Below are 24,892 nucleotides of genomic sequence, written 5' to 3'. Positions count from 1 at the left end.
GAAACCGTTGACGCTGGGCGATCTCATCCTGCCGATTGCGTCTTTTAATGACAGCGAAAAATCCTATGCGGAATAAAAAATTCAGGCACCCGCAGGTGCCTGTTGTTGTCAGAAAATCAGTTTAAAGACGCCTGTTAGTGTCAGTAACCCAACGATGAAGATGATGGCGATAACCCACAGAATTATTTTCATTGTTCGCTCCTTCAAGTATGAAAAATAACGTGTCTGCTAACCAGTATAGATGATCATTCTGCTTTCGCTGGGCGCTGCGAGAGTGGTCACAACCCTTTGCTATCGTTTCGCTTAATGCCGATTGAATTCTGCGAGACGGGTCGCAGCCTGCGATTTTCCCTCTCCTTGATTCCGCACTCAGCGCCTGTCGACAGTCTAAACTTATAGCGCCTGAAGAGGCCTCGATTGTTATCAATGCCGACGTAACAAGGAGATTCTTATGAGCACGATTAATACCAGCATGGGGCGTTATAGCCTTAAGGCAAAGGATTACGGCAACCACATCAGCGGCAGTATTGCGATTAATGATGAAGGTGGCACGCAACTCACCCTGCAGGAGTTTGAAGAGCACTATCTTGACGATGTCGTCAACAATGTCATTTATCCGATCACTGGCGGAAACCGTGAAATTACCCGCGCGCTGCGCGATCAGATGGTCAAAGCAGGCTTTGAACAGCCGCACTGAGTTTTTGGGCCACACGTTGTGGCCCTTTACTTCTTATCATTGACTTGCGGTTATTACTGGTTTCAGCACAGGATGCATGATTGTTCATGATAAGGAGATTGACCGTATGAGTACTCTGCATCTTATTCCCCCTTCTCGCCTTCATCAGTTTGTTCAAGCCATTTGGTTACATGCTGGCAGCAGCGCCGAAGAAGCGCGCCTGGTCGCCGACCATTTGGTGGCCGCGAATCTGGCGGGTCACGATTCACACGGCGTTGGCATGATTCCGAGCTACATGAAATCGCTGGCACAGGGCTTTTTGCAACTCAACCAACATGCCAGCATTGCAAAAGACGCCGGCGCGGTGCTGACGCTACACGGGCACAACGGTTTTGGTCAGGTGGCGGCCTTTGAGGCGATGCAACTCGGTATTGAGCGCGCAGCCAGGTTAGGTATTGCGGCGGTTGGTTTACACCATTCGCACCACATTGGTCGCATCGGCCATTGGGCAGAACAGTGTGCGGCCGCCGGTTTTGTCTCGTTCCATTTTGTTAACGTGATGGGCGTTCCGATGGTCGCGCCGTTTAACGGTAGCGATCGTCGTTTTGGCACTAATCCTTTTTGCGCCATTTTCCCGCGCCGCAATGCCAAACCGCTGCTGCTCGATTTCGCCACCAGCGGCATCGCCTTTGGTAAAACGCGAGTGGCGTGGAATAAAGAGCAGCAGGTCGCGCCAGGTTATCTGATTGATCATCAAGGCCAGCCGACCACCGAACCGGGCGTGATGCATCAGGCGCCGTATGGTTCACTGATGCCGTTTGGTCTGCACAAAGGCTATGCGCTGGCAACCATGTGTGAAATTCTCGGCGGCGCGCTGTCCGGCGGACGCACCACACATGATGAGACGCTGGTCACCAGCCACGATGCCATTTTCAACTGCATGACCACCATCATCGTGAATCCGGATGCGTTTGATGCGCCTGCGATGCAGGAAGAGGCGGAATCATTCCTGGATTGGGTGAAACAGTCGCCGCAAAGTGGCGATGCACCTATTCAGGTGCCCGGCGAGTGGGAAGAGCAAAACCGCGTGGCACGTGAACGCGATGGCATTCCTCTCGACAGCAACAGCTGGGAGCAAATCTGTGACGCGGCGTTACAAGCGGGAATGCCGCAAGAGGAACTCGCGGCATTCCGCGCCTTAACGCAGTAAACCGCAAGCGGCTGAGGCGCAGTGCCTCAGCCTTGATACTTAGATGACGTTGGCGAGCAGTAAGCAACCCAGCAAACCGCACACCGAAATAATGGTTTCCAGCGCCGACCATGAGCGGAAAGTTTCGCCGATGGTCAGGTTGAAATACTCCTTAAACAGCCAGAAGCCCGGATCGTTGACGTGAGAGAAAATCACGCTGCCGGAGCCGACCGCAATCACCATCAGTTCCGGACTGGCGCCGCTGGTGATGATCAACGGTGCGACAATGCCGCCTGCCGTAATCGCCGCCACGGTAGCGGAACCCAGGGCAATACGCAGCACCGCAGCAATCGACCACGCCATGAAGATCGGCGACAGATTGGTTTCATGCATCATGCTGGCGATATATTTATCGACGCCGCTGTCCACCAGCACCTGTTTGAACGCCCCGCCACCACCAATCACTAACAGCATCATGGCGATGATCTTGATCGAATCGGTGATGGTGCCCATCACGTCATCCATGCTGCGGCCACGGTTGAGACCAAAGGTGAAGATGGCGATCAGCACGGCGATCAAGGTTGCCATAATGGGGTCACCAAAGAACTCGGCATACGGCAACAACACGTGACCTTTCGGCAGCAGCATCTCCGCCACCGCGCGCAACGCCATCAGTACCACCGGCACCAATGCCGTCCAGACGCTAACGCCAAAGCCAGGCATCTCCGCTTCGGTAAAGGTTTTCGGGTTCCACAAGCCTTCCGGGATCGGCTTATCAATGCCTTTCAGGAAGCGCGCATAAACCGGACCGGCGAGAATAACGGTTGGAATCCCCAGCAGCGTTCCGTACAGCAGCGTTTTACCCATATCGGCATTAAACAGCGTGGCGATCGCAGTTGGGCCCGGATGCGGTGGCAGGAAACCGTGTGTGACCGAGAGCGCGGCCGCCATCGGCACACCCACGTAGAGCAGCGGCACGCGCGCGGAGGCGGCGATGCTGAACACCAACGGCAGCATCAGCACAAAGCCCACTTCGTAGAACAGCGCAAAGCCGACGGTGAAGCCGGTCAGCACCAGCGCCCACTGAATATGCTTCTCACCAAATTTAGCGATTAACGTGGTGGCGATTCGCTGCGCCCCGCCGCAATCCGCCAGCAGTTTACCCAGCATCGCGCCGAAGCCCATGATCAGCGCGAGGCTGCCCAACGTGCCGCCGACACCGGTTTTAATCGAAACAATAACTTTGTTGACCGGCATGCCCTGCATCATGCCAACGGCCAGCGCCACCAGAATCAGCGCAATAAATCCGTTCAGTTTAAAACGAATCATCAGCAACAGCAGTAACGCTACGCCAATCGCCACATAGAGTAATGGCATAATTTTTCTCCACTTTTGCGCACGGTAAGCTACCGGCAGCGGTTTATTTTGGTTATCCCAGAGGACATGAGAATCAACAACGTGCACCACAGTAAACATCCTGCTGAGCAATGTTACGGGTATCATGTTAAGGGTAACATTGCGCACAAAGCACCTGGCGTCGCAGCGGAATTTCTGTTTTGCGAAGGTGATCAACTTTTTGCCAGCGGGTTATCAGAATGTTTGCAGCGGGAGTGTCATGGCTTTTGGTTACACTTAGGTCTTTGAGCCAAACAAGAAGGACGTGCAGGTGAGTGAGAATCTGATCGAGTTGTACAGTAATCAACAAACCCTGTTTGGGCGCGGCAGCATTGACCAACTGATTCCGCTGCTGGCGGCCAATACCCAGCCGACGCTGCTGTTTTGCGGCCGCTCATTCCTGAATGGTCCGGCCTGGACGCGCTTAGGTGCCGCGCTCAACGATCACATCATCGGTTACGAGATTGTCAGCCATGAAGCCTCGCCAGATGAGATTGATGGCTGGGTGCGACGCTGGCGCGGCCATGTTGATCGCGTGGTGGCGATTGGCGGCGGCAGCGTGCTGGATGCGGCTAAAGCCTTTAGCGCGATGATGCAGCACCCGCTGAATACCGCGCGCTATCTGGAGAAAGTCGGTGATACGCCAGTGCAAGCGGTGACCTTGCCGCTGATCGCCATTCCCACCACGGCCGGCACCGGCAGCGAAGCCACGCAGAACGCAGTGGTGACCGATCAGCAGCATATTCAGGTCAAAGCGTCGCTGCGCCATCCGGTGTTTGTGCCACAGGTCGCAATTCTCGATCCTGATCTGCTAAAAGGCGCGCCCGACAGCGTGCTGGCAACCTGCGCCATCGATGCCTTCACCCATCTTTTCGAAGCCTATCTGTCGCGCAAAGGCAATTTGTTCACCCAGCAAACTGCGCTTAATGGGCTGCGACTGTTCTTCCAGGCCTGGCCAGATTTAAACCGTGACGACGAGCGTGGAGATGCCGCGCGCGAAGCGATGATGATGGCGTCATGGTTGGGTGGCGTGTGTCTGAGCAGCGCCGGATTGGGCGTGATCCACGGCATTGCCGGTGAGTTGGGGGCGATCAAGCCGTTCCATCACGGCGAAGTGTGCGGACGTTTACTGTTCCCGTTCCTCGAGGTGCTGGCAGAAACCGAGCATGCTGAACAGCAACGTTTGATGGCGCAGTTCGGCCAACAGTTGCTGCCGGACGATCCCGCGCCGCCCGCGCTGGCGTTGAAAGCCTTGATCCAGCAGCAGGCGATCGTGCCGTTCTGGTTAGATGGCCCAACGCTGTCAGCCAGCGACGTTGACTGGATTGTGTCACGCGCCAACAGCAAAAATGGCTGGGTCAGCTACGATGCACCGACGTTAACCGAGATGATCGCCGCCGCCTGGCGCATCGTCTAAATGATAACGGGCAGCCGACGCTGCCCGATTTTTTACTGCTCAGCCACTTTAAACATCGCCATCTCTTGCGCCAGCTGCGCCGCTTCATCACGCAGCGCCTGGGTATTTTCAGCGGTTTGCGTCACCAGCATCAGGTTTTGCTGAATACCGCGCTCCATTTGCGATACGGCCAGCGTCACTTCCGCGATACCTTTGCTCTGCTCATCACCGGCCACGCGCATCTCGCTGACTACCTGCTTCACTTTATGCACGTCGGAAACCAGTTGCGAAAGCTGCTGCCCCGCGCCTTCCACCAGTTTACTGCCGGCCAGCACGTTGCTGTCGGAATCGGCAATCAGCGCTTTGATCTCCTGCGCCGACGTGGCACTGCGCTGGGCTAAGGCCCGCACTTCCGATGCCACCACCGCAAAACCACGCCCTTGCTCACCAGCGCGCGCCGCTTCCACCGCCGCATTCAGGGCAAGGATGTTGGTTTGAAACGCGATGCTGTCGATCACCGTCAGAATCTCCGCCACGCGGCGCGACGAGGATTGAATAGCGCCCATGGTGCTCACCACTTCGCCCATCACTTCGCTGCTGCTGCGGGCAATCTGCGCGGTCTGTTCGGCGGCAGCATCGGCCAGTCGGGTATTTTCAGCGTTTTGCTGCACGGTGGCGTTAAGCTGCTCCATCGCCGCCGCACTCTGCTCAAGCGCCGCAGCCTGCTCAGCGATTTTCTCCGACAGCGCGGTGTTGCTGTGCGCTAATCCCGATGCGTTGGCCGCCACCGTTTCGCCGCTGCCCTGCACGCGGGTAATCACGCCAGCGATCTTATCGACAAAGCTGTTGAACGCACCGGCAATATCCGCCAGCTCATCGCGCCCACTTTTGGTCAGACGGCGGGTTAAATCGCCATCGCCATTGGCAATCTCATCCAGCGCCGCGTGCGTCGCCTTCAGACGTTGGCCAATGCGTTGGGTAAACGCCCAGGTTAACAGCAGCAGCACGATCATCGCCGGAATCAGGAAAGTGAAGATGTCGCGCATCATGGTACGCGCCAGGCCGCTGACGGCACTTTCCGGCGTTACCAGGCCAATCACCCAACCGGTGCCGGGCATGCGGAACAGCGTCACCTGCGCGCTGTTGTGCAAGTAGCCGTCTGCAAAATCCGACAGTTGTAATACATCGCCATCGCCCTTCAGCTGGGCGATACGGGCGGCCAGCGGCGCCAGCCAGCTGGATTTTTCCGCCAGGCTGCTCAAGGTGGTTAGCGATTTCATATCCTGGCCTGGGTAATAGAGCAGATTGCCCGCGCTATCGAGCGCAAAGGCATAACCGCCCGTCACCTGCCCTTTCTGCTGCATAAAGCCCGCAAGATTATCCAGCTGCACATCCAGCGTTGCGACACCGGCAAACCGATCGCCCGCCGCATACGGCACGCTGCAGGTCACCATTTTTACACCGGAGACCGGATCCTGATACACCTCCGACCAACCGCAACGATCGCGCGGTCCGTTACGCACCGCGCTGTACCAGCTTTCCTGTTGATAGCCGTTGCCCGCAGGCAGGTTGTAGTCATCGGAATAGGCCAGCGCGCCATCACCCTGTCGCGCCCAGAAGAAGCTACGACGTTGCACACCGGCGCTAAACGCATCGGGTTCCGGCCACACGCCGCCGCCGGCAATGGTTTTATTGCCGCTGCTGTTGATGATTTGTGGGAAGCTTTGCTGCCACAGCGTGGCATCGTGCGGCAACACTTCAGCAAGGCGCGCCATGCTGACGGCCTCGCCTTCAATGCGCACCAGCTGCTGATTTAATTGGCTGACCAGATTGCTACCGGCCTGCTCAATCAGCGTATGGCTGGCTTCGATGACGCGCGGCTGACCGCGCAACAACAGAACGGAAAACACGACTGCGGTGGTGACGCACAGTAATAGCAGGCCACCCAGCGTCATGCGGGCAGCCAAACGGGTTGGCAACATAATTTATCCTTTCTAACCGACTGCATTAACGATTGAGATAAGAAGTGCCGCTCAGCGGCGAATTGTGCGTTCCGTCACAATCGAATATCGGCAAAGCAAAGAATAAATTCAGCTGTAAATGACGATCAGATGACAAACGGCGGTTTGCCGGCCAGCATCTGCTCAATCACCTGTAAAACGCCCTCGTCGTTATTACCCGGCGCTTCAAAGCGGGCCGCATCTTTGACCTTCTGCGGTGCGTTCGCCATGGCAAAGCTGAAGCCCGACTGCTGCAGCATTTCGAGATCGTTACCGCCGTCGCCAAACACCAGAATTTCACTGCGTTCGATGCCCCAGCGTTTGCCCAACAGATCGAGGCCGTGACCTTTATGGTTGCCCGGCACGATCAAATCCACCGATCCATGACCGCTGGACGTGGCGGCGGCCGCCCCCTGATGCAGACGCTCAATGTCCGCCATCAGCGGTTCCACGTAATCATCAGACAGATTCAGCGCAAACTTGAACAGCTTATCGCCCGCCACGTCATCGAGGCTGCGAATCGCCTTCAGGCGATGGCAATAATGACGCATTTTCACCAGCCACTTTTCATCAAGGCCTTCGAAGTAGTACGCGCTGTCACGTCCGCACAGGATGTAACGCAGTTCGGGATAGTTACCGTTGTGCAATGTATCCAGCACCGCATCAATATCCGGACGGGAAAACTCGCCGCAGAATAACTCTTCATCACAATCGATAATCCACGCGCCGTTCTCCGCCACGAAGGCAATTTCGTGGGCGATCTCAGGGAAGAAGGATTTGAGTTGGTAATACTGGTTGCCGCTGGCTACCACAAACTTGATGCCGCGCTGCTTCATTTCCTGATAGCAGGCGTTAAAACGCGCGCGATTGTACTGTTTCTTGTCGTCGAGAAAGGTGCCGTCTTTATCCACCGCCACCATTTTTACCACGGTCATCATCACTCCTTAACGTATCGAAAGGAAAAACGGGTCGTAGAGAGAATAACCTGGTGAGCGGATAAAGCGCAGAGAAACACGGATGGCCGCAGCCATCCGCGGAGGGATTAGTTGAACGCGCCGTTGAGCAGAATCGCGGTAATGATGCCGGTTGCTGCGGCCACCAGCACGTAATTACCGTCGATGTAAGCCCAATGCTCACCGCGCGGTGGTTCATACAGACCACGGTCACGCCAGTCATCTACGCGATAATGCGGACCACGAAACTCCGGCGGTGCCGGATAGCCGCGACGGAAGTCATGTCCGCCCCAGGCGAAGCGGTCGCCGTCACGATGCCCTTCCGGCATACGATGGTCAGCATAACGGTCATGACGATCCGGGCCGGGGCCGCGATCGTGGCCACGGTCATGATGATTGCCGCGATCCGGTCCGCGGTCGCCGCCACGATCCGGGCCACGTCCGTGGTCCTGATGCTGGTCGCTGCCGTGCGGCTGCCAGCGCTGGTCACCTGGGCCGTCTGCCCACGAGACGCTAGAAAACAGTGTGCTGCATGCAATAAATGACGCAATAAGAGTTAATGTTGTTTTTTTCATGGTGTTGCCTCCAATGATAACGGCGGTTGCTGTGCCGTTAAGCATTACTATTGATTAACTGGAGACAGAAAAGCATTTCCAAAACTCTTAAAAACCGCATACTTACAGGAAATTACGTCAACTTATCACTTTCTTAACGATTGTGTATTTTCTGACATTAACAGGATCGAAGAGACGCATCAGCCTTTATTGCGGCGAGAGCGGGAAATATAAAGAAAAACCCGATCGCAAGGATCGGGAGGATAATTCAATTTCCATAAATTGCATAAAGGGGTAAACCCTGCAAAAGTGAGGGTAAAACTGAAGCACACAACGCCACATCACTAGCATTGCCAGCAAACAATACCATTTAAAATTGAAAACTTCTTTTGAAAAGGGCTATTTTTCAGAAAAATACGCAAAAATTAAATGACAGAAAAAATATTTTTTTAGGAACGTTGTTTCAGGATAAATAAGGTCTGTGCTCTGACCAGATTCAGCAAAGACACAACAATAAGGCATTCAAGCAGCTAATCCATGTTATCAAGAATGGTTAATATCCCTTTAAAAACAACACTATTTGCTTTTTAAACCTTTATAATCTCAGCACGCCGCACGCGCAACCTGATGAGTATTTAACAATTACTGCTCCTTATTAGGCGCGGATTGTTTATCACCAACATTAATACACGGCGGTGATTACTATCGTGCTCAAAATTACCCTGCTTGCGTAACGTTTAAATATCACGAGGCAGCCTGATAAACTATTTAGGGTAAACGTTTACACGAGCAGAATATTGGTTTGCACGCTCACTATCTCATGAAGAAGATAAATGGCGCGTTGAGGACGCCGGATGACGTGCTAACGCTGCAGCAGGACGAATCGGTCGACGCACCAGTTCACCGCTGCAATTCGGGCAGCGCTGCGCCAGGATACCTTCCGCGCACGCCACACAGAACGTGCATTCAAATGAACAGATGCGCGCCTCAAGCGACTCCGGCGGCAGATCTTTATCGCAGCATTCGCAGTTAGGACGTAGTTCCAGCATGATTTCCTCCGGTGAGTTTCAGCCACCATCATCACCGTAATAATGCTGCCGCGCCAGCCAGTGAACAGACATCAGGCGGACAAATCGGGACATCCTGTGTCTGCTCTCTTCACGAGCTTAAGCGAACCATCGATCCTAAAAACATTACTTTCCCCGTTAAGCGTTCTATAGTTCATTCGCCCTATCTACTGACGAGACTTTGTAATGCGTATTAAAGGACTTAATTTAGGCTTCTTTATCGTTATTTTGGCGATCGTCACCTTCGCCTTTTTTGATGTGCTGACACCCTATTTTTCTGCCATTTTCTGGGCCGCGATTCTGGCGGTGATCTTCCATCCACTGAAGTCGCTGCTGCGCCGTAAAATGGGCGATCGCAATGGTCTGGCTTCGTTCGCTACGTTGCTGATTATCTGCCTGATGGTGTTCACGCCGCTGGCGCTGATCACCTCTTCAATGGTGGTTGAAGTTAACACCGTCTATACCAAGCTGCAGAACAACTCCGCGCAGTTCCCTGCGGTGTTTGCCGATCTGCTGCAGCATCTGCCTTCCTGGGCACGCAACTACCTCGCCGATAACAACCTGAACAACGCGCAGGAGATTCAGCAGAAGCTCTCTGGCTTTGCGCTGAAAGGCGGCCAATACATGGCGGGCAGCGTGTTCCTGATCGGCAAAGGGACGTTCACCTTTACCGTTGGCTTTGGCGTGATGCTCTATCTGCTGTTCTTCCTGTTGAAAGATGGCGCCTGGCTGGTGAATTTAATTCTGGAAGCGCTGCCGCTTTCAACCTACGTGAAACATCACCTGCTGATGAAGTTCGCAGCGGTATCGCGCGCCACGGTCAAAGGCACGGTGGTGGTTGCGGTGGTACAAGGTGTGCTGGGCGGCATCGCCTTCTGGATCACTGGCATTGATGGCAGCTTGCTGTGGGGCACCTTAATGGCGTTCCTGTCGCTGATTCCGGCGGTCGGTTCCGCTATTGTCTGGGTACCGGCAACCATCTTCTTCTTCGCCACCAGCGCCATCTGGAAAGCGCTGTTCCTGATTGGCTTCTTCATAGTGGTGGTTGGACTGGTGGATAATATTCTGCGTCCGCTGCTGGTCGGTAAAGACACCAAAATGCCGGACTATCTGATCCTGATCTCCACGCTAGGCGGCATGGAAGTGTACGGCATCAACGGCTTTGTAATTGGTCCGCTGATCGCCGCGCTGTTTATTGCCTGCTGGAATCTGCTTTCTGGTCGCGATAACCGTGAGAACTCTGAAGAGATCGACGAAGAGTTTATCGAAGAGGGTAAAACCCGCGAGGAAGAGGGCAAAATCCGCGAGTAAGCGTTTCAAACGGCTACCGTTTATCGGTAGCCGCATTCACGCATGAGAATATCGGCCAGCCATTTGCTATCATCGTGGCATTGATTACGGCTTGCGACAAAAGAGAACAACATGTCCATGGAATCCTCCTTAGCGCGTGAAAATCAGGTTCTGTCAGTCTTCGATTTTGACGGCACGCTGACCATTCACGACAGCTTCATCCCCTTTCTGCGTTTCAGCTTTGGCAAACGCGCGTTCGCACGCAAAATTGCCAAACTGGCATTCCCTACGCTGCGCTGCATGCGGAAAAAGCTAACGCGTGATGAGTTAAAAGAAGTGTTGATTCACACCTTTTTAACCGGCGTTGAGGAGCAATGGATTCGCCAGCAGGCGCAACTTTTCTGCGCGGCAAACTGGAATAAGCTAATGCGCCCAGCCGGGCTGTTAGCGGTTGCCGCCGAAGTGAACTCCAGCGCCGAAGTGACCATCTGTTCCGCCTCGCCAGCGATGGTGTTAGAACCGTTCGCCGAGCGTCTGGGCATCAATCTGATCGGTACCCAATTAGAAGTGGTAGACGGCATTCTTACTGGTAAAATTACCGGCCATAACTGCCGCTGCGGGCAAAAGGTCAAGCGACTGGAAAGCGTTTACGGCCCGCTGCATAACTATCACCTGCGCGCATGGGGTGATACGCGCGGTGATTTTGAGTTACTGGCTGCCGCGCAGGATCCACACTGGCGTCATTTCCATCCAACGTGGAAAAAACGCCGCGTGCCAATGGAAAAACTGCGCATGCTGCGTCTGGATCCTTAGGCGCACAATTCGGGCTGATCAATAAATCCGGTCAGCCTTTGCTGCATCCAGCCACGGCTTAAACTCCTCCAGCAGCAAATCGTATAACCGGTCTTCCGCCAGGCTGGCAAAGTTGTCGATGGCGAAGAAATGGGTGTTGTCGATGCGGCGATCGTTGAAGTTATCCAAATCCTGCAAAATGCCATAATTACTGCCGCCGAGGCCGACAAATTTCCAGAAGATGGGATAGTTAGCCGAGCGGCGAATCGCCTCTTTGATGGCGCGGGTTTTGCTGATGCCGCCGTCGGTAATGAAAACCACGTACACCGGCAGATCGCTGTGCCTAAAGGTATCAATCAGCTCTTCCATGACCGGCGGTTCATTATTAGTGCCGCCCAGTCCGGGTAAAATCTCCCACGCCGATGTCTTGCCGCCACGCTGGATGGTAGCGATGTAGCCATCAAGATTATCCAGGGTTACATCGGGATATTTCGCGTGCTGCTGACCGAAGCCCCAGACATCCATCGAACCGTCATCATCAAACTGCGCCGCCAGCACCGCAATGCGATCTAATACGGCCTGCACGTTGCCCTTACTAAACTGCCCTTTCATCGAACCCGAGGCGTCCAGTACAAATGCCACCTTCGCTTTCACCGTTTGTAGCTGGTATTTGCTCAGGCTAACGCTGGCGTTTTTCGCCAGGCTCACTAATCGTGGCGCTTTCTGTTGCAGCTTTTTCTCCAGGCTCACCACCGTTGGCGCGGCTGGCTGAGGATCGGGCTGGGCGATATCCACGCCATAATGACGCGCCAGTGGTTCGAGCCCGCCGTTGAATCCCTGCCCCAGCGCGCGCAGCTTCCAGCCGCTATTGTGACGATAAACTTCGGCCAGAATCAGCGCCTTCTCGCCGCGCCCGTGCGTTTCCGGGCTGAACTGAGCAATATTTTCGGCGGTTAAGCTCAGGCTGTTGAGCGCATTGATCGCCTCGTCGCCGTCAATCACTAAGGTGACGGCGATTTTACTGACGCTGGCGGCAATCTTCATCAGATCCAGATTAATGGTGCAGCCTTGCGGCGTGCTCTGCATGACCACACTGCGATTGGCGGTTGTGGGCTGATTGAAGAAGATGAAGTCTGCATCGCCACTCACTTTGCCAGCGGCATCGAGCAGAAAAACACTGGTATCCACATCGCCGCGCAACGTGGATGAAGCAGCATAGTGCAGGCGCAACGTCAGTTCGGTGGTGTTCAGCGGCAGGTTCTGGCCCGGTTGTAACATCATAGTTTTAACCTCCTGTTAAGGATGCGTCCTTTGAATAGCAAAAAGCCCCGGACCAGCCGGGGCTTTGTTAGCAATGCTTTGAATCAGACGCTCACGCCGTGCTGCGAAGCCAGCGCTGACAGGCCGCCTGCGAAGCCCTGACCAACGGCTTTGAATTTCCACTCGGCACCATTGCGATACAGCTCACCGAACACCATCGCGGTTTCGGTAGACGCATCTTCAGACAGGTCAAAACGGGCGATTTCAGCACCGCTGTCATTATTGAAGATACGCATGAAGCTGTTGCTCACCATGCCGAAGTTCTGCTTACGCGCTTCGGCATCATAAATGGTCACCGCGAAGACCAGCTTCTTCACCTCAGCCGGTACTTTAGACAGGGTAATTTTAACCTGCTCGTCATCGCCATCGCCAGCACCGGTGCGGTTATCGCCCTGATGCTCAACGGAACCACAAGCGCTCTGCTTGTTGTTGAAGAAGATGAAGCTGGCATCGCTCAGCACTTTACCGTCGTCACCGACCATAAATACTGACGCGTCGAGGTCGAAATCCTGACCATCTGTTACACGTGCATCCCAACCCAGACCCGCCATGGCAACATTCATGGTGGGTGCTTCTTTAGTCAGGGAAACGTTACCGCCTTTTACCAGAGAAACTGCCATTTTAAAGCTCCTGCTTTTAATTGGATGATGCGGGCAGCGCGAAGCTGCCCGTGATAATTAAGACGCGTTGATACCGTACTGAGCACATACCGAAGCGAGGCCGCCGGCATAACCCTGGCCTACCGCGCGGAATTTCCACTCGGCGCCGTTACGGTACAGCTCACCAAACAGCATCGCGGTTTCGGTGGAGGCATCTTCGGTCAAATCGTAACGCGCCACTTCACTGCGATCGTCATCGTTGACCAAGCGGATAAACGCGCCGGAAACCTGGCCAAAGCTCTGACGACGGGTCTGCGCATCGTGGATGGTGACCACAAACACAATCTTGTCGACGTCAGCCGGAATCAAATCCAGTTTGATTTTCAGCGATTCATCATCGCCATCGCCTGCACCAGTACGGTTGTCACCGGTGTGGGAAACGGAACCGTCGGAAGAGACCAGATTGTTGTAGAAAATAAAGTCAGCATCGCCGCGGACTTTGCCGCTGGCGGACAGCAAGAACGCTGACGCATCAAGGTCAAAGTCCTGACCATCGGTGGAACGTGCATCCCAGCCAAGGCCAACGAGGACGTTTTTCATGGTTGGTGCCGCTTTGCTCAGCGAAACGTTACCGCCTTTAGAAAGAGAAACGCTCATTGTAATTACCTCTTGGTTAATGATTTTTCAGACTCATTGCTGGCAGAAGATCAGCTCTCTTCTTTTTCCTCGGGTTTACCGGGGAACATCACGCTGAGTACGATACCGACCGCTAACACGCCGAGTACCACAAACAGGCTGGCGCTAGCAGAGATGCTGTAGCCGTGATGCCAGATATGATCGGTAGCATTCAGACCCAGTTTCACCGCGATGAAGAACAGCAGCACGATAACGGCTTTTTCGAGGTGAACCAGATACTGCTTCAATGCTTCAAGTACGAAGTACAGTGTACGCAAGCCGAGGATGGCGAACATCATGGCGCTATAAACGATCAGCGGTTCACGGCTTACTGCGATAATCGCCGGCACGGAGTCAAAGGCGAACATCACGTCAGAGAGTTCAACCACCGCCACACACAGCATCAACGGCGTGGCATACAGTGCCGCTTTCTTGCCGCGACCAATCGCTACGTCTTTGTTTTCTGGCTTCTGCAGCTCTTCATCAACTTCCTTCTGATTCAGCAGGAAGGCGTTACCGCGCATTTTTGGCCAGATTGGGAAGAAGCGCTTCACCATGCGATAAGCAAGGTGCTGCGAGTAATCTTCGATCTCGTCGCTGTCATCGCCGCTTTTCAGCATCATCACCGCCGTCCACGCGACGATCAGCGCAAACACGATTTCGACATACGGACCAAGGCTCAGCAAGCCGGTACCGATCGCCACGAAGATGCCACGGAAAACGATGGCACCGATGATGCCCCAGTAGAGCACGCGGTGACGATAGCGGTCCGGAACGGCAAACCACGAGAAGATCGCCATCATCACGAACAGGTTATCGACGGAGAGTACTTTCTCCAGCGCATAACCGGTCACGAACAGGCTGGCAACTTCAGCGCCGTGATGGATATAGAGGAAGCCGGCGAAACCCATCGCCACCGCCACCCAGAACACTGACCACAGCGCCGCGCTTTTCAGCGAAATCGGCTTGTCGCCGCGGTGCATGAACAGGTCGATAAAAATAGCGCCCACCGACAGCGCGATGAAAACCGCGACAGTTTCAGTTGGGAAGCCAATGTGCGTAGACACCATGATGAACCCTTAAAAGATAAAAAATTACAGACCAAATATTGCTGGATCAAAGCCCAAAGCGACGGCGATTTCGCGCACCGCTTTCTGCTCGTCAGCATCAAAATCACCATCACTCTTACCGACAGCAATACCTACGCGGATCGCCAACTGTGCGGCTTCCGGCTGATCTTTCAACGCCATGATGTGCTTCATGGTTTCGCCCTTGCCGATTTCCAGATCGAAATCAAAGCTGCTCACCAGTTTGTTGAAGAACTCAATCACTTCATTGGTATCAAAGACTTTCAACTCTTCGGAGGCGCGCAGAAAACCGATCATCTTCTGCTTCTCTTCCGCGCTCACGCCGCCGTCTGCCACCGCAATGCGTGCGCACACCGCGACGGTGCCTTGCATAAATTTCTTGTTCTTAAAGCGGCTAACCTGTTTGGTTAATTCATCGCGGCCGGAATTAAATGCCCCTTTAACCTTGTTGAAAAAGCTCATAGTGAATCCTCTGTCTGTTATTATTTGGAGCCAGCTCGCCAGTTGAATCCCCAACCGAAAGCTTTGTCCATATCGGAATGCCCGTTAAAGAACTGATTGATACGCTCGACGCGGATACTGCCGTTCTCATTGACCAGGCGAGCAATCGCACACATGTTGCGGCGGTTCTCCCCTTCAGTCATACGCGTTTCAATCGGAGGCTGGTCTGGAATGTGCAGCGTGACTACGCCATCCGTTTTGTCCCAGCTCGCCGCACCTTGATAGATGAAGGCGAAAATTAATACCTCGCGAATCTGACTCCATTCGCGACCGTTGATGTGCAGCCATTCGCCGTCGGTCACTTCGCCGGTGCGATCGTCGCCCTGCAAGTGTACGAAAGGTTTGGCATGCATGGCGCCAAAATTGCCGCCCAGCGCCTGGATCACACCGCGCGAGCCGTCTTGCAGCTCAACGAAGGCGCCGAGATCGAGATCCACGCCTTTGTTGCCGCCGAACAATCCGCGCAATCCGCCGCCACCGCTGCTGGTTTCACGGTGCCAGTTCAGATTGATGCGGATCTCACCGAAGTTATCGCGCTTGGTCAGGCTGATAGCTGGCTTCTCTTTGGTAAGAGACACTTTGCTCAGATTGATTTTTGCCGGCGCGGGTGTCGGTGCTGGAGCCGGTGCCGTCTGCGGTGCAGGCGCAGGCGTTGGGGCAGGCGCGGGTTCAGCCACATCCACACCAAAATGTTCCGCCAGCGGCTTTAAGCCGCCGTTGAAACCCTGCGCAATAAAGCGGAATTTCCACTCATTATTACGGCGGTAAAGTTCGCCGAGGATCAACGCTGCTTCCTGACGTCCCACCAGCTCAACGCTGCCATTCAGCAACACTTCACCGCTCTGCTCCACCTGAATAGCCAGACGTTGCAAACCCGACACGTTGCGGCCGCCGTCACAGGTAACGGTAAAGGCCACTTTCTGCACGTCAGGACGCAGGCGGGTGAGATCGACAGAAAAGGCAGAGTTGTGCCCTTCGCTTTTCAGGCTGATGGTGCGGTCATCGTTATCCGGCTGACCGTAGAACACCATATCGGCATCGCCATTGACTTTGCCGCTGGTGAACAGACGAAAGGCCGAAGCATCAACGGCGGCGCCAGCGAGTACGCGCACCGTCAGCAGATTAGCGGGAACGGGAGCATTGCTCCCCGGCGTCATATTCATTAGCGCACCACTGCGGCAACGATGTCGTTTTGCATCGCGTCAATGGTACGGCCGGCACTCGCGCGGCCATGCGCCGTGAAGTCCCACAGTCCGCCGTTGCGGTGCAGCGAAGCAATCACGATGCCGGTATGGCTGCCTTGCTCAGTCAGCTCATAGCGCGCCAGCTCTTTGCCGTTTTGATCCACCACGCGGCAGAAGGCATTTTCCACTTCGTTGAAGGTTTGACCCTGGAAGCTGTTCACGGTGAACGCCAGATACTCAACGTTAGCTGGCAGACGTGACAACTCAACGATGATCACTTCATCGTCGCCATCGCCTTCGCCGGTACGGTTATCGCCGCTGTGTTTCACCGCACCACATTTGGAGGTTAATGCGCGGAACCAGATGGTATCAATGGCATGACCGGATTGATCCAGTAATACGCAGCTGGCATCCAGATCGATGGAATCGCTGCCACCACCAAAAAGCTTGCCCATGAAGCCTTTCTTTTTAATGGGATCCCAGCCTAAGCCGAAATGTAATTTATTCAGCGAAGCGGTTTGTTTGCTGAGTGAAACCGTCTGATTCTTGCTTAATGAAACCATGTCATAATTCCTTCAAACAGGTTTGAAAAGGGTTTTATATTTGCATCAAATTCCATGAGGGCAAAATCATAACATGAGGATATTCATGTTCAGCATTAATTTTCACAGCAATTTTATGAAACACAATAAAGCCTTGCATAAGAACAACTTAAAAGAATCCAGCCCGAACCAGCAACGCACTAAACATGACAATTCTTTACATTAAAATTCATAAGGTTACGTTAGGGTAAAAAATCATATTATGATTGACTCATTTCGAAGTGAGAAATAAACTCGCAAACCATAATCCAGCCACCAGCCTCTTGCGGAAATAATTAGAAATGTCTCACAAAATTTGGCTAATGGAAGGTTTATCCTCCCAGCGCGATATAATTAATGGCATAACATCTACAGCTAAAAAACATAACTACAACGTGTCGATTTATGCATCACATCGCCAATCGCGTAATGAAATACTTTCGCTGGCGGATCATGCATTAATTGAACCTGATGATATTAATCAGCGTCTCGAATTTATTCTTTCCACCGTAGAAAAATATGCCATTCAGGCGATCCATACTGGTCGACATGCTCATTGGTTTGAAGCCCATCGCGCCGCTATCGAAGCCAGCGGTGCGCGCTTAACCACCGGCGCACGCGATGTTGCGATGCTGGATCTGGCCGATGACAAAGTCGCGTTTGCCCACCATATGAAAAGCCTGAATTTGCCGGTAGTGCCTTCACTGCGCGTGGATTCGCCCGTACAGTTGCGTGAGCTGATCGCCGGTAAACCCTTTGGCGATCTGCCGCTGTGCGTAAAACCGGTTACCGGTATTTATGGCATGGGATTCTGGCAGTTTGATGAAAGCGTCTCGCCGATGGCGCCGTTTACCCATCCCGACGCACGCCGGGTGAAAGCCGAATATTACTTACAGGCGCTGGAGGCCGCCGACAGCATGGAGCCGCTGGTTCTGATGCCGTATCTGCTAGGCCCGGAATATTCGGTTGATATGCTGGCGGAAAACGGCAAGGTGCTGGCCGCCGTGGCGCGCCGCAAAGAAGGGGCGCTGCAGTATCTGGAAAACCGCGGCGAAGCCTTTGAGCTGGCGCTAGCCTGTGCCGCTGCGATGGGCGCGGATGGATTGATCAACGTGCAGACGCGCAATGACGCCAGCGGCAAACCGCTATTACTGGAGATCAATATGCGCCCCTCCGGCGGCATTGGTTATACCCGCTTCAGCGGCGTCAATCTTCCCGGCTTGTTTGCCCTGCGCCAGCTAGGCTTGATCAGTCAGCAGCAGGTGATCGACAACGCCCGCCGCGACTTCACGCCAGCCACCGTCCGCGCGCTGAGCGACGTGGTGGCGTACAACCCCGTCCTGTCCAACCAGGTTCAATAAGGAACAATCCATGACCACACTTTGGAGCAGGACGCTGTCATGCGGCACGCTGAGCGTTACGCCAACCGGCGGCATCAGCGCCATCGACGATCTGTTCGAGATCGCCGAGCGCCGCAATCCCAAGCGCGCTTTTTTGTTCGTCAGTAAAGTGCTTGGCCGCCACATTCCGGTGGCGCCGGAGAAAATGCGCGCCGTGTATCGCCAGCTGGCGGAGCAGTTTCCGCCGCTTTCTGACGGCCCGGTGCTGTTTATCGGCATGGCGGAAACCGCCGTTGGCCTCGGCGCAGGCGTGTTTGATGAAGTGCGCCAGCACGTCAGTGAGCCGGTGTATCTCACCTCAACGCGCCATCCGCAGCAGGCGGATTTGCTGTGCGAGTTTAAAGAAAATCACAGCCACGCCACCGATCATCTGATCTACCTGCCCGATGATGCGCAGCTGCGTCAGCGCGTGCTCAACGCGCGCACGCTGGTGATGATTGATGACGAAGCCACCACCGGCAACACCTTTATTAACCTGCTCGACGCGCTGCGCAACGACGGCGGCTTAACGCAGATCGAGCAGGTTATCGCCGTCACGCTCACCGACTGGAGCGGCGATGCGTTATCCGCGCGCTGTCCGGTGCCGATGCGCAGCGTGTCGCTGGTGCAAGGCGACTGGCACTGGCAGCAGGATCCCGACGCCGCACTGCCGCCGATGCCAGCGATGGTGCTTAACGATGCCGCCACCGTGCCCATCACCGGCAAACAGCGCTGGGGCCGACTCGGCATGGCAGCGCCAGCGGGCGATCTGGGTTGCGCGATTCAGGCGCAGCCGGGAGAAAAAATCCTCGTGCTCGGCAGCAGCGAATTTGTCTGGGAACCTTTCTTGCTGGCTGAACGTCTGGCGGCACAAGGCGCAGAGGTGAAATACAGCTCCACCACGCGCTCGCCAATCGCTACCGGATTTGCCATCGAATCGGCTATCACCTTCGGTGATAACTACGGTCTCGGCATCGCCAACTTCGTTTACAACGTGGCGCATCAGCAGTTTGACCGCATTTTGCTGTGCATCGAAACGCCGGTCGAAAGCGTGGATCCGCTGTTAACCACGGCACTGGCCCAGGTTGCGCCACAGGTGGAAGTAATTAGCTATGAATAAACCGGTGATTTTTTCCGACCTTGACGACACGCTATTTCAAACGCGCCGCAAAATGGTGGACGAGCTGGATCTTGAGCCGTTCCGTACTGGCGCGCTCGATCTCAGCCTGCAGCCGCGCAGTTTTATGACCGAAGAGCAGTCGATGCTGGTTGACTGGATGATCGAGCAGGCCGATTTGATCCCGGTCACCGCGCGCGGCACCGAAGAGATCGCCCGCGTGCAGATCCCTTTCCGGTCGTGGGCGGTGACCACGCACGGCGCGGTGATCCTCAACCCGCAAGGCGAGGAAGATGCCGAATGGCGCGCGCAGATGCTGGAAAAACTGACGCCGTACGGCCCGGCGCTGCTCTCAATGCAGCAGGCGATCACCGACCTGATGGCAGAGCGCGACATCAACGGCTGGGCGCGCATCAACTATGAATATGGCGTCACGCCGATCTATCTGGTGATGAAGCACCGCGACAGCACGCGCCTCGAAGAGCTTTACGCCATCGCCGATGAAATCGAGCAACGCTTCCCCACCGCCGGCTATTATATCCATCGCAACAGCAATAACGTCGCCTGGCTGCCGAACGTGGTGGAAAAAGGCTTAGCCGTCAGCTACCTGCTGGAAAAATTGCGTCACGAGCGCGGCGTTTTCCCGGTAATTGGCCTCGGCGACAGCCTCAGCGATCACCGCTTTATGAAGCTGTGCAGCTGGTACGGCATTCCGCGTCAGAGCCAGTTTGCCGAACGCATCAACCAGGCAATATTCGGAGAACAAACAGATGGTGAATAACTTGCCTTTCTCTGGATCGTACCAAGCCGGCGACGTCGAGTTTCTGCTGAAGCCGGTCGAGATCGACATGACGCCGGTGGATCAAAAAGAGCAGCTGATCCAATCCGGTGCGCGTCACTATTCCGAGATGTTGAGCCAGGAACCGGAACCGACGCGCTGGCACCTTGAGCTGTTTTCCCGCGCGCTTGACGCAGGTGCCGGACGCCTGGCGAAAGAAGTCACCATGCTGGCGCGGACGCTGGCACAACAGTTTGGCGACACGCCGATTGTGCTAGCAAGCCTGGTGCGCGCGGGCGTGCCGCTCGGAGTGATGCTGCAACAGGCGCTGCGCGCGATGGGCCGCGAATCCTACCATTACGGCATTAGCATCATCCGCGATCGCGGGATTGATCAGGCCGCGCTGGAGATCATCGAAGCGCGCCACGGCACCGCAGGCATTGTCTTCGTTGATGGCTGGACCGGCAAAGGCGCCATCACCAGCGAGCTGATCCGCAGCCTCGAACATCGTCCCGGCTATCCGGCACAGCCGCGCTTGGTGGTGCTGGCCGATCCGTGCGGTCGGGCGTGGCTTTCGGCCAGCGATGATGACTGGCTGATCCCGTTTGGCATTATGGGCGCGCCGGTTTCAGGGTTAATCTCGCGCTCATTGTGGTCTGAAGATGGCTTGCACGGCTGCGTACAGTGCGACCATCTGGCGCAATACGATTGCAGCCAGCAGCTGGTAAACACTGTGGCGGAATATGCGCGATCGCTGGATATCAGCGCCCTGCCCGCTTGCCAGCAGGATCCACAACAGCAGCAGCTGGTGGCGCAAAGTGAAGCGGTGATCGCCATGCTGGCGGCGCGTTATCAGGTGAACAGCATCAACCGCATTAAGCCGGGCATCGCCGAAGCCACGCGCGCCGTGCTACGTCGCGTGCCGGATCAGGTGCTGGTCCGTTCGGTGGACGATCCCGACGTGGCGCTGCTGGTCTATCTTGCCCAACAAAAAGGGCTGACCATCACAGAAGCGGGTGCCGATCTTGGGCAATACCGCGCCGTGACGATAATCAAAAAGGTGCTGTGATGAACGGCCGTATCTCTCCGTGGCGTTTGGGCGCAACGCTGTATATGCCAGCGGTGCGCAGCGATATTGTCGATGCCATTCTGCACAATAAAATCAGCGGGTTGCGCTCGCTGGTGATCTGCCTGGAAGATGCGGTCAGTGATGCGGATTTGCCGCAGGCGCTGCACAATCTCCAGCAGATCCTGCTGGTGTTGAATGCCGAACAGCGTGCCAATGGCAACGCGCAGTGGCCGCTGGTGTTTATCCGTCCGCGCAACAGCGAGATGGGCGCGTGGCTGGTGGAAAACCTCAACCTCAGCGCGATAGACGGTTTTGTGCTGCCGAAATTCACCGCCGACTCCTTGCCGCTGTGGTGGCAGATTCTTGAACCGAGCCATCTGTGCATGATGCCGACGCTGGAAACCGAAGAGGTGTTCGACGTGGTGGCGATGCGCGAGCTGGCCCTCACGCTGCAAAACCATGCCTGCCGCGAGCGCGTGATCGCCCTGCGCATCGGCGGTAACGATTTGATGAATGTGCTGTCGCTGCGCCGTTCACGTCACTTCACGCTGTATGACAGCCCGATGGGTTACACCATCAAAATGCTGGTGGCGGTATTCGCGTCGCGCGATTTTGCGCTGACCGCGCCGGTGTGCGAGCACATCGACGATCAGCAGATTATGGATCAGGAACTGGCGCTGGATATCGCGCACGGTTTGGTGGGCAAAACCGCCATTCATCCGAGCCAGATCGGCAAGATTCAGGAGATGTTGATGGTTTCCGCCAGCGATCAAGCGGATGCCTTCCGCATCCTCAACTCAAGCCAGGCAGTATTCAAATCGCAGGGCGCGATGTGCGAACCGGCGACGCATCGCCGCTGGGCCGCCGCCATCCTGGCGCGCGCGCAGGAATACGGCATCGCACCCGATACCCGCTCAGACGGCGCGTTGATGCTGGTAACCTGACAAACCCCGCAGGGTGGGCATTCATGCCCACCGCGTTACCACTGAACCACAAACCGGACGTAGGAATTTTCGGACCCTATTTACCTGATATTTAAATACCCTCTGATACTGTCGAAAACCGTTTGCCAGGAGGGCGATACCGACCATTGACCACTAACGCAGGCCTCAATCGACCATGCAACTCAGTACCCGACAGACACGCGTATTTATGCTCGCCTCACTGCTCAGCAGCGGCAAACCGGTCGCATCCAGCCGCATTCTCGCCTCGCTTGACTGCTCCGAACCCACGCTGACGCGCGCGCTAAAAGAGCTGCGTGAATCCTGGTCTGCGGAGATCAAATACAGCCGCCTCACCCACTGCTACCAACTTACTGAACCCGGCAAACTCGATAAGAAAAGCCTGCGCCATATTAATGAAGCGCTTAAGCTCAATGCCGAACTGCAACAAAGCGAAACCGTCAGCCGGGTATTTCTGGATAAAGAGAAAAAGAAAGCGGTGTCACTGTCGTTGCGGATGTCGGTTTTAAGGAAAATCGATCAGGTTGTGAGATTGAGTGAAACGACGAGGAGCGATGCGGTGGAGATGCTGGTTGAGAGCGGGCTGGATGAGTTGATTGAGAAGTTGCGGCGGGAACAGGTTAAACGGTGAGAATAATAAGAAGCTAAATGAGTAGATAGAGTTCTTAGCCGATAAGTGGTTCTGCAAGGATTTTTGCAAAGAGTATGGCTTTGAAAGCCGCTAAGCTTGTCTTAATCCCTAACTTGATTGAGAGTGAGGTAAATGATTCGTTAACCTATTCAATTACTCATTCCCATAATCGACTCTAAATTAATCAATAATTTAATTCCCCTCCCAAAGTCGACACCATAAAAATACAAGCTCGTCAATTGTTTAATCTTTATTGCATTGCATGCACACTAAATAATCAATCGTTAGATTTGTATTCATCTCAAGCCCTGTTTTCCGCTACAAATTCTAAATTGTAGTCAGTGACTAACTCATTCGATCATATGCGTTTTCAGAGAAAATTGAGAGGAACGTGATGAGCATAGGCATAGCATCTCCCAGGCATGCCGATTACAATTGTTACTTGGTTTTTGCGAACGGCATTCTGGATTTTTGATGACACATAACATGATACATAATGATAAAAGCTGGATCGGTGATCTGCTTGGCGGTTCACTTATGGGCCGTGAAAGCAGGATCATTGCTGAATTGTTGCTCAATGATCCTGACGAAGCCATGTGGCAAGCACAAATCATTGATGAAAATATTTTACAAGCATCTTCCGCCAAAACGGCAAGTCGCTATGCCCGAACGCTAAAATTGCGATTAATGCCCCTTGATAAACAGGCCTTAGAACTTATAGCCAATGGCAGTGAGAGTGAGCGTTTACAACTTTTACTGACAGCCTTGATGCTTCAATCACCAGTAGTTACTGATTTTATCGCTACTGTTCTCAACCCTGCGCGACAAGAGTTTAAAGACAAGTTACCAGGGAATTGCTGGGATTCATTTGTAGAAGAAAATCAACGTCAGCATCCAGAACTAGCTCACTTCTCTGATTCATCAATACAAAAAATGGGAAGCAACCTAATCAAGTCTCTGGCTGAGGCCGGTTATCTGGATACTCCACGTCGACGTCACTTACAGACCATATTTCTACTACCCGAAGTAGCGGCAACACTAAATCGTTTGGGAAAGGCTGACTTGATACCAGTGCTGGAGGGGAGAGCGTGAGCGATCCAATTCTAACTTATCGCTTAAAACAACTCGAAGAACGAATTAGCGATGACCGTTTTTTGAAAAACCAAGGCTCAGGCAATGAAATTGGCTTCTGGATTTTTGATTATCCAGCTCAACAGGAACTGCAAGTCCGAGAGTATCTTGCGTTTCTATTAAAAAAACTGGACAAGAAATTCACATTTACTCAGCTAAATATTTTCCAAGTTATTATCGACATGCTGAATGAACGTAAACTATTCGAGCGTATCTGCCAGCGTGAACCTGAACTTGGGCTGGAAACGTTGAAAAAGCATCTGGCAGCGCCGCTCAGCCAGAAAAAGATCGCTGAATATATTGCCCGTACGGTAGATCTTCCCTCGCAGCAATTTGTCATTCTGACTGGGCTCGGCAACGCCTGGCCGTTGGTGCGCGGGCATGAACTCATGAGTGCTTTACAGGATGTAATGGGCTTTACGCCACTTCTGATGTTCTATCCTGGCAATTACAGTGGATATGACCTGTCTCCTCTAGCTGGCATTAACTCCCGTAACTATTACCGAGCCTTCAGACTGGTACCAGAAACCGGTCCTGCGGCGACTTTGAACCCTCGTTAAAAGAC

25 protein-coding genes are annotated in these 24,892 nt (G+C 54.3%); 13 read left to right on the top strand and 12 right to left on the bottom strand.

Features of this window, described 5'->3' with window-relative positions:
- Positions 1-451: 451 nt before the first annotated feature.
- Both K5Y33_RS01350 and K5Y33_RS01345 read left to right on the top strand, forming a co-directional pair.
- Positions 452-697 carry a hypothetical protein gene (locus K5Y33_RS01350; protein WP_101763266.1) on the top strand — a complete coding sequence of 82 codons (246 nt, stop codon included), beginning with the start codon at positions 452-454 and terminating at the stop codon, positions 695-697.
- Positions 698-803: 106 nt separating this feature from the next.
- A complete protein-coding gene (locus K5Y33_RS01345) occupies positions 804-1,886 on the top strand; it encodes a malate/lactate/ureidoglycolate dehydrogenase (RefSeq protein WP_222233124.1) in 1,083 nt (360 codons plus the stop codon).
- Between the two features lie 39 nt (positions 1,887-1,925).
- Here K5Y33_RS01345 and gntT read toward each other — a convergent pair whose 3' ends face one another.
- Positions 1,926-3,242 carry a gluconate transporter gene (gene gntT / locus K5Y33_RS01340; protein ID WP_101763267.1) on the bottom strand — a complete coding sequence of 439 codons (1,317 nt, stop codon included), beginning with the start codon at positions 3,240-3,242 and terminating at the stop codon, positions 1,926-1,928.
- A gap of 283 nt (positions 3,243-3,525) precedes the next feature.
- Between gntT and K5Y33_RS01335 the strand changes: the two genes are divergently transcribed.
- On the top strand, positions 3,526-4,677 hold the full coding sequence (locus K5Y33_RS01335) for an iron-containing alcohol dehydrogenase (RefSeq protein WP_370634077.1): 1,152 nt from the start codon (positions 3,526-3,528) through the stop codon (positions 4,675-4,677).
- 32 nt (positions 4,678-4,709) lie between these two features.
- Here the strand turns inward: K5Y33_RS01335 and K5Y33_RS01330 are convergent, their stop codons facing one another.
- The 4 genes from K5Y33_RS01330 to K5Y33_RS01315 all read right to left on the bottom strand — a co-directional run bounded on the left by K5Y33_RS01330 (position 4,710) and on the right by K5Y33_RS01315 (position 9,212).
- Positions 4,710-6,638, bottom strand: a complete 1,929-nt coding sequence (locus K5Y33_RS01330; RefSeq protein WP_222233122.1) for a methyl-accepting chemotaxis protein — start codon at positions 6,636-6,638, stop codon at positions 4,710-4,712.
- A gap of 125 nt (positions 6,639-6,763) precedes the next feature.
- Positions 6,764-7,591, bottom strand: a complete 828-nt coding sequence (locus K5Y33_RS01325; RefSeq protein ID WP_110865702.1) for a Cof-type HAD-IIB family hydrolase — start codon at positions 7,589-7,591, stop codon at positions 6,764-6,766.
- A 107-nt stretch (positions 7,592-7,698) separates the two neighbouring features.
- Positions 7,699-8,184 (bottom strand): RcnB family protein, encoded by a 486-nt coding sequence (locus K5Y33_RS01320; protein ID WP_210081527.1) that lies wholly within the window; start codon positions 8,182-8,184, stop codon positions 7,699-7,701.
- A 797-nt stretch (positions 8,185-8,981) separates the two neighbouring features.
- Complete coding sequence (locus K5Y33_RS01315; RefSeq protein WP_222233121.1) at positions 8,982-9,212, bottom strand: DUF1272 domain-containing protein; 231 nt, start codon at positions 9,210-9,212, stop codon at positions 8,982-8,984.
- A gap of 204 nt (positions 9,213-9,416) precedes the next feature.
- Between K5Y33_RS01315 and K5Y33_RS01310 the strand changes: the two genes are divergently transcribed.
- Positions 9,417-10,541 (top strand): AI-2E family transporter, encoded by a 1,125-nt coding sequence (locus tag K5Y33_RS01310; RefSeq protein WP_222233120.1) that lies wholly within the window; start codon positions 9,417-9,419, stop codon positions 10,539-10,541.
- 111 nt (positions 10,542-10,652) lie between these two features.
- Positions 10,653-11,333 (top strand): HAD family hydrolase, encoded by a 681-nt coding sequence (locus K5Y33_RS01305; protein WP_101763273.1) that lies wholly within the window; start codon positions 10,653-10,655, stop codon positions 11,331-11,333.
- Between the two features lie 18 nt (positions 11,334-11,351).
- Here the strand turns inward: K5Y33_RS01305 and K5Y33_RS01300 are convergent, their stop codons facing one another.
- The 7 genes from K5Y33_RS01300 to K5Y33_RS01270 all read right to left on the bottom strand — a co-directional run bounded on the left by K5Y33_RS01300 (position 11,352) and on the right by K5Y33_RS01270 (position 17,242).
- On the bottom strand, positions 11,352-12,593 hold the full coding sequence (locus K5Y33_RS01300) for a VWA domain-containing protein (protein ID WP_222233119.1): 1,242 nt from the start codon (positions 12,591-12,593) through the stop codon (positions 11,352-11,354).
- An 83-nt stretch (positions 12,594-12,676) separates the two neighbouring features.
- A complete protein-coding gene (locus tag K5Y33_RS01295) occupies positions 12,677-13,252 on the bottom strand; it encodes a TerD family protein (RefSeq protein ID WP_101763275.1) in 576 nt (191 codons plus the stop codon).
- A 57-nt stretch (positions 13,253-13,309) separates the two neighbouring features.
- Positions 13,310-13,888: a TerD family protein gene (locus K5Y33_RS01290; protein ID WP_008103744.1), complete on the bottom strand. Its 579-nt coding sequence runs from the start codon at positions 13,886-13,888 to the stop codon at positions 13,310-13,312.
- Between the two features lie 50 nt (positions 13,889-13,938).
- Positions 13,939-14,976: a TerC/Alx family metal homeostasis membrane protein gene (locus tag K5Y33_RS01285; RefSeq protein WP_008103746.1), complete on the bottom strand. Its 1,038-nt coding sequence runs from the start codon at positions 14,974-14,976 to the stop codon at positions 13,939-13,941.
- A 24-nt stretch (positions 14,977-15,000) separates the two neighbouring features.
- Positions 15,001-15,456 carry a tellurite resistance TerB family protein gene (locus tag K5Y33_RS01280; protein WP_192236653.1) on the bottom strand — a complete coding sequence of 152 codons (456 nt, stop codon included), beginning with the start codon at positions 15,454-15,456 and terminating at the stop codon, positions 15,001-15,003.
- A 20-nt stretch (positions 15,457-15,476) separates the two neighbouring features.
- The gene (locus K5Y33_RS01275; protein ID WP_222233118.1) at positions 15,477-16,658 is read right to left on the bottom strand and encodes a TerD family protein; all 1,182 of its coding nucleotides are present in this window, start codon (positions 16,656-16,658) and stop codon (positions 15,477-15,479) included.
- Positions 16,658-17,242 (bottom strand): TerD family protein, encoded by a 585-nt coding sequence (locus tag K5Y33_RS01270; protein ID WP_101763278.1) that lies wholly within the window; start codon positions 17,240-17,242, stop codon positions 16,658-16,660. Before K5Y33_RS01270 ends, K5Y33_RS01275 begins: the two co-directional genes overlap by 1 nt.
- Before the next feature lie 320 nt (positions 17,243-17,562).
- Between K5Y33_RS01270 and K5Y33_RS01265 the strand changes: the two genes are divergently transcribed.
- The 8 genes from K5Y33_RS01265 (at position 17,563) to K5Y33_RS01230 (ending at position 24,887) form a co-directional block, all read left to right on the top strand.
- Entirely contained in the window at positions 17,563-18,621 is a 1,059-nt protein-coding gene (locus K5Y33_RS01265) for an ATP-grasp domain-containing protein (RefSeq protein WP_222233117.1), read from the top strand.
- 10 nt (positions 18,622-18,631) lie between these two features.
- Positions 18,632-19,759, top strand: a complete 1,128-nt coding sequence (locus K5Y33_RS01260; protein WP_222233116.1) for a phosphoribosyltransferase domain-containing protein — start codon at positions 18,632-18,634, stop codon at positions 19,757-19,759.
- The gene (locus K5Y33_RS01255) at positions 19,752-20,537 is read left to right on the top strand and encodes a hypothetical protein (RefSeq protein WP_222233115.1); all 786 of its coding nucleotides are present in this window, start codon (positions 19,752-19,754) and stop codon (positions 20,535-20,537) included. Before K5Y33_RS01260 ends, K5Y33_RS01255 begins: the two co-directional genes overlap by 8 nt.
- Positions 20,527-21,603 carry a cysteine protease StiP family protein gene (locus K5Y33_RS01250; RefSeq protein ID WP_222233114.1) on the top strand — a complete coding sequence of 359 codons (1,077 nt, stop codon included), beginning with the start codon at positions 20,527-20,529 and terminating at the stop codon, positions 21,601-21,603. The genes K5Y33_RS01255 and K5Y33_RS01250 overlap by 11 nt, the downstream gene beginning before the upstream one ends.
- Positions 21,603-22,547, top strand: coding sequence for an HpcH/HpaI aldolase/citrate lyase family protein (locus K5Y33_RS01245; RefSeq protein ID WP_222233113.1), 945 nt, complete (start codon positions 21,603-21,605; stop codon positions 22,545-22,547). Before K5Y33_RS01250 ends, K5Y33_RS01245 begins: the two co-directional genes overlap by 1 nt.
- 175 nt (positions 22,548-22,722) lie before the next feature.
- A complete protein-coding gene (locus K5Y33_RS01240; protein ID WP_222233112.1) occupies positions 22,723-23,196 on the top strand; it encodes a tellurium resistance protein TerW in 474 nt (157 codons plus the stop codon).
- A 486-nt stretch (positions 23,197-23,682) separates the two neighbouring features.
- A complete protein-coding gene (locus K5Y33_RS01235; RefSeq protein ID WP_222233837.1) occupies positions 23,683-24,288 on the top strand; it encodes a DUF1819 family protein in 606 nt (201 codons plus the stop codon).
- Positions 24,285-24,887 (top strand): DUF1788 domain-containing protein, encoded by a 603-nt coding sequence (locus K5Y33_RS01230; protein WP_222233111.1) that lies wholly within the window; start codon positions 24,285-24,287, stop codon positions 24,885-24,887. Before K5Y33_RS01235 ends, K5Y33_RS01230 begins: the two co-directional genes overlap by 4 nt.
- The last annotated feature ends 5 nt before the right edge of the window (positions 24,888-24,892 follow it).

Source organism: Pantoea sp. DY-17 (assembly GCF_019795975.1).
GTDB classification, from domain to species: domain Bacteria; phylum Pseudomonadota; class Gammaproteobacteria; order Enterobacterales; family Enterobacteriaceae; genus Pantoea; species Pantoea leporis.
The sequence above is the reverse complement of the archived record's forward strand: the minus strand, read 5'-3'. Positions and strand labels throughout refer to the sequence as shown.

Bases quoted from the DNA above. Each gene is read 5' to 3' on its own strand.
- K5Y33_RS01350 (WP_101763266.1), top strand. From the start codon at position 452: ATGAGCACGATTAATACCAGCATGGGGCGTTATAGCCTTAAGGCAAAG.
- K5Y33_RS01345 (WP_222233124.1), top strand. From the start codon at position 804: ATGAGTACTCTGCATCTTATTCCCCCTTCTCGCCTTCATCAGTTTGTT.
- gntT (WP_101763267.1), bottom strand. From the start codon at position 3,242: ATGCCATTACTCTATGTGGCGATTGGCGTAGCGTTACTGCTGTTGCTG.
- K5Y33_RS01330 (WP_222233122.1), bottom strand. From the start codon at position 6,638: ATGTTGCCAACCCGTTTGGCTGCCCGCATGACGCTGGGTGGCCTGCTA.
- K5Y33_RS01325 (WP_110865702.1), bottom strand. From the start codon at position 7,591: ATGACCGTGGTAAAAATGGTGGCGGTGGATAAAGACGGCACCTTTCTC.
- K5Y33_RS01320 (WP_210081527.1), bottom strand. From the start codon at position 8,184: ATGAAAAAAACAACATTAACTCTTATTGCGTCATTTATTGCATGCAGC.
- K5Y33_RS01315 (WP_222233121.1), bottom strand. From the start codon at position 9,212: ATGCTGGAACTACGTCCTAACTGCGAATGCTGCGATAAAGATCTGCCG.
- K5Y33_RS01310 (WP_222233120.1), top strand. From the start codon at position 9,417: ATGCGTATTAAAGGACTTAATTTAGGCTTCTTTATCGTTATTTTGGCG.
- K5Y33_RS01305 (WP_101763273.1), top strand. From the start codon at position 10,653: ATGTCCATGGAATCCTCCTTAGCGCGTGAAAATCAGGTTCTGTCAGTC.
- K5Y33_RS01300 (WP_222233119.1), bottom strand. From the start codon at position 12,593: ATGATGTTACAACCGGGCCAGAACCTGCCGCTGAACACCACCGAACTG.
- K5Y33_RS01295 (WP_101763275.1), bottom strand. From the start codon at position 13,252: ATGGCAGTTTCTCTGGTAAAAGGCGGTAACGTTTCCCTGACTAAAGAA.
- K5Y33_RS01290 (WP_008103744.1), bottom strand. From the start codon at position 13,888: ATGAGCGTTTCTCTTTCTAAAGGCGGTAACGTTTCGCTGAGCAAAGCG.
- K5Y33_RS01285 (WP_008103746.1), bottom strand. From the start codon at position 14,976: ATGGTGTCTACGCACATTGGCTTCCCAACTGAAACTGTCGCGGTTTTC.
- K5Y33_RS01280 (WP_192236653.1), bottom strand. From the start codon at position 15,456: ATGAGCTTTTTCAACAAGGTTAAAGGGGCATTTAATTCCGGCCGCGAT.
- K5Y33_RS01275 (WP_222233118.1), bottom strand. From the start codon at position 16,658: ATGAATATGACGCCGGGGAGCAATGCTCCCGTTCCCGCTAATCTGCTG.
- K5Y33_RS01270 (WP_101763278.1), bottom strand. From the start codon at position 17,242: ATGGTTTCATTAAGCAAGAATCAGACGGTTTCACTCAGCAAACAAACC.
- K5Y33_RS01265 (WP_222233117.1), top strand. From the start codon at position 17,563: ATGTCTCACAAAATTTGGCTAATGGAAGGTTTATCCTCCCAGCGCGAT.
- K5Y33_RS01260 (WP_222233116.1), top strand. From the start codon at position 18,632: ATGACCACACTTTGGAGCAGGACGCTGTCATGCGGCACGCTGAGCGTT.
- K5Y33_RS01255 (WP_222233115.1), top strand. From the start codon at position 19,752: ATGAATAAACCGGTGATTTTTTCCGACCTTGACGACACGCTATTTCAA.
- K5Y33_RS01250 (WP_222233114.1), top strand. From the start codon at position 20,527: ATGGTGAATAACTTGCCTTTCTCTGGATCGTACCAAGCCGGCGACGTC.
- K5Y33_RS01245 (WP_222233113.1), top strand. From the start codon at position 21,603: ATGAACGGCCGTATCTCTCCGTGGCGTTTGGGCGCAACGCTGTATATG.
- K5Y33_RS01240 (WP_222233112.1), top strand. From the start codon at position 22,723: ATGCAACTCAGTACCCGACAGACACGCGTATTTATGCTCGCCTCACTG.
- K5Y33_RS01235 (WP_222233837.1), top strand. From the start codon at position 23,683: ATGATACATAATGATAAAAGCTGGATCGGTGATCTGCTTGGCGGTTCA.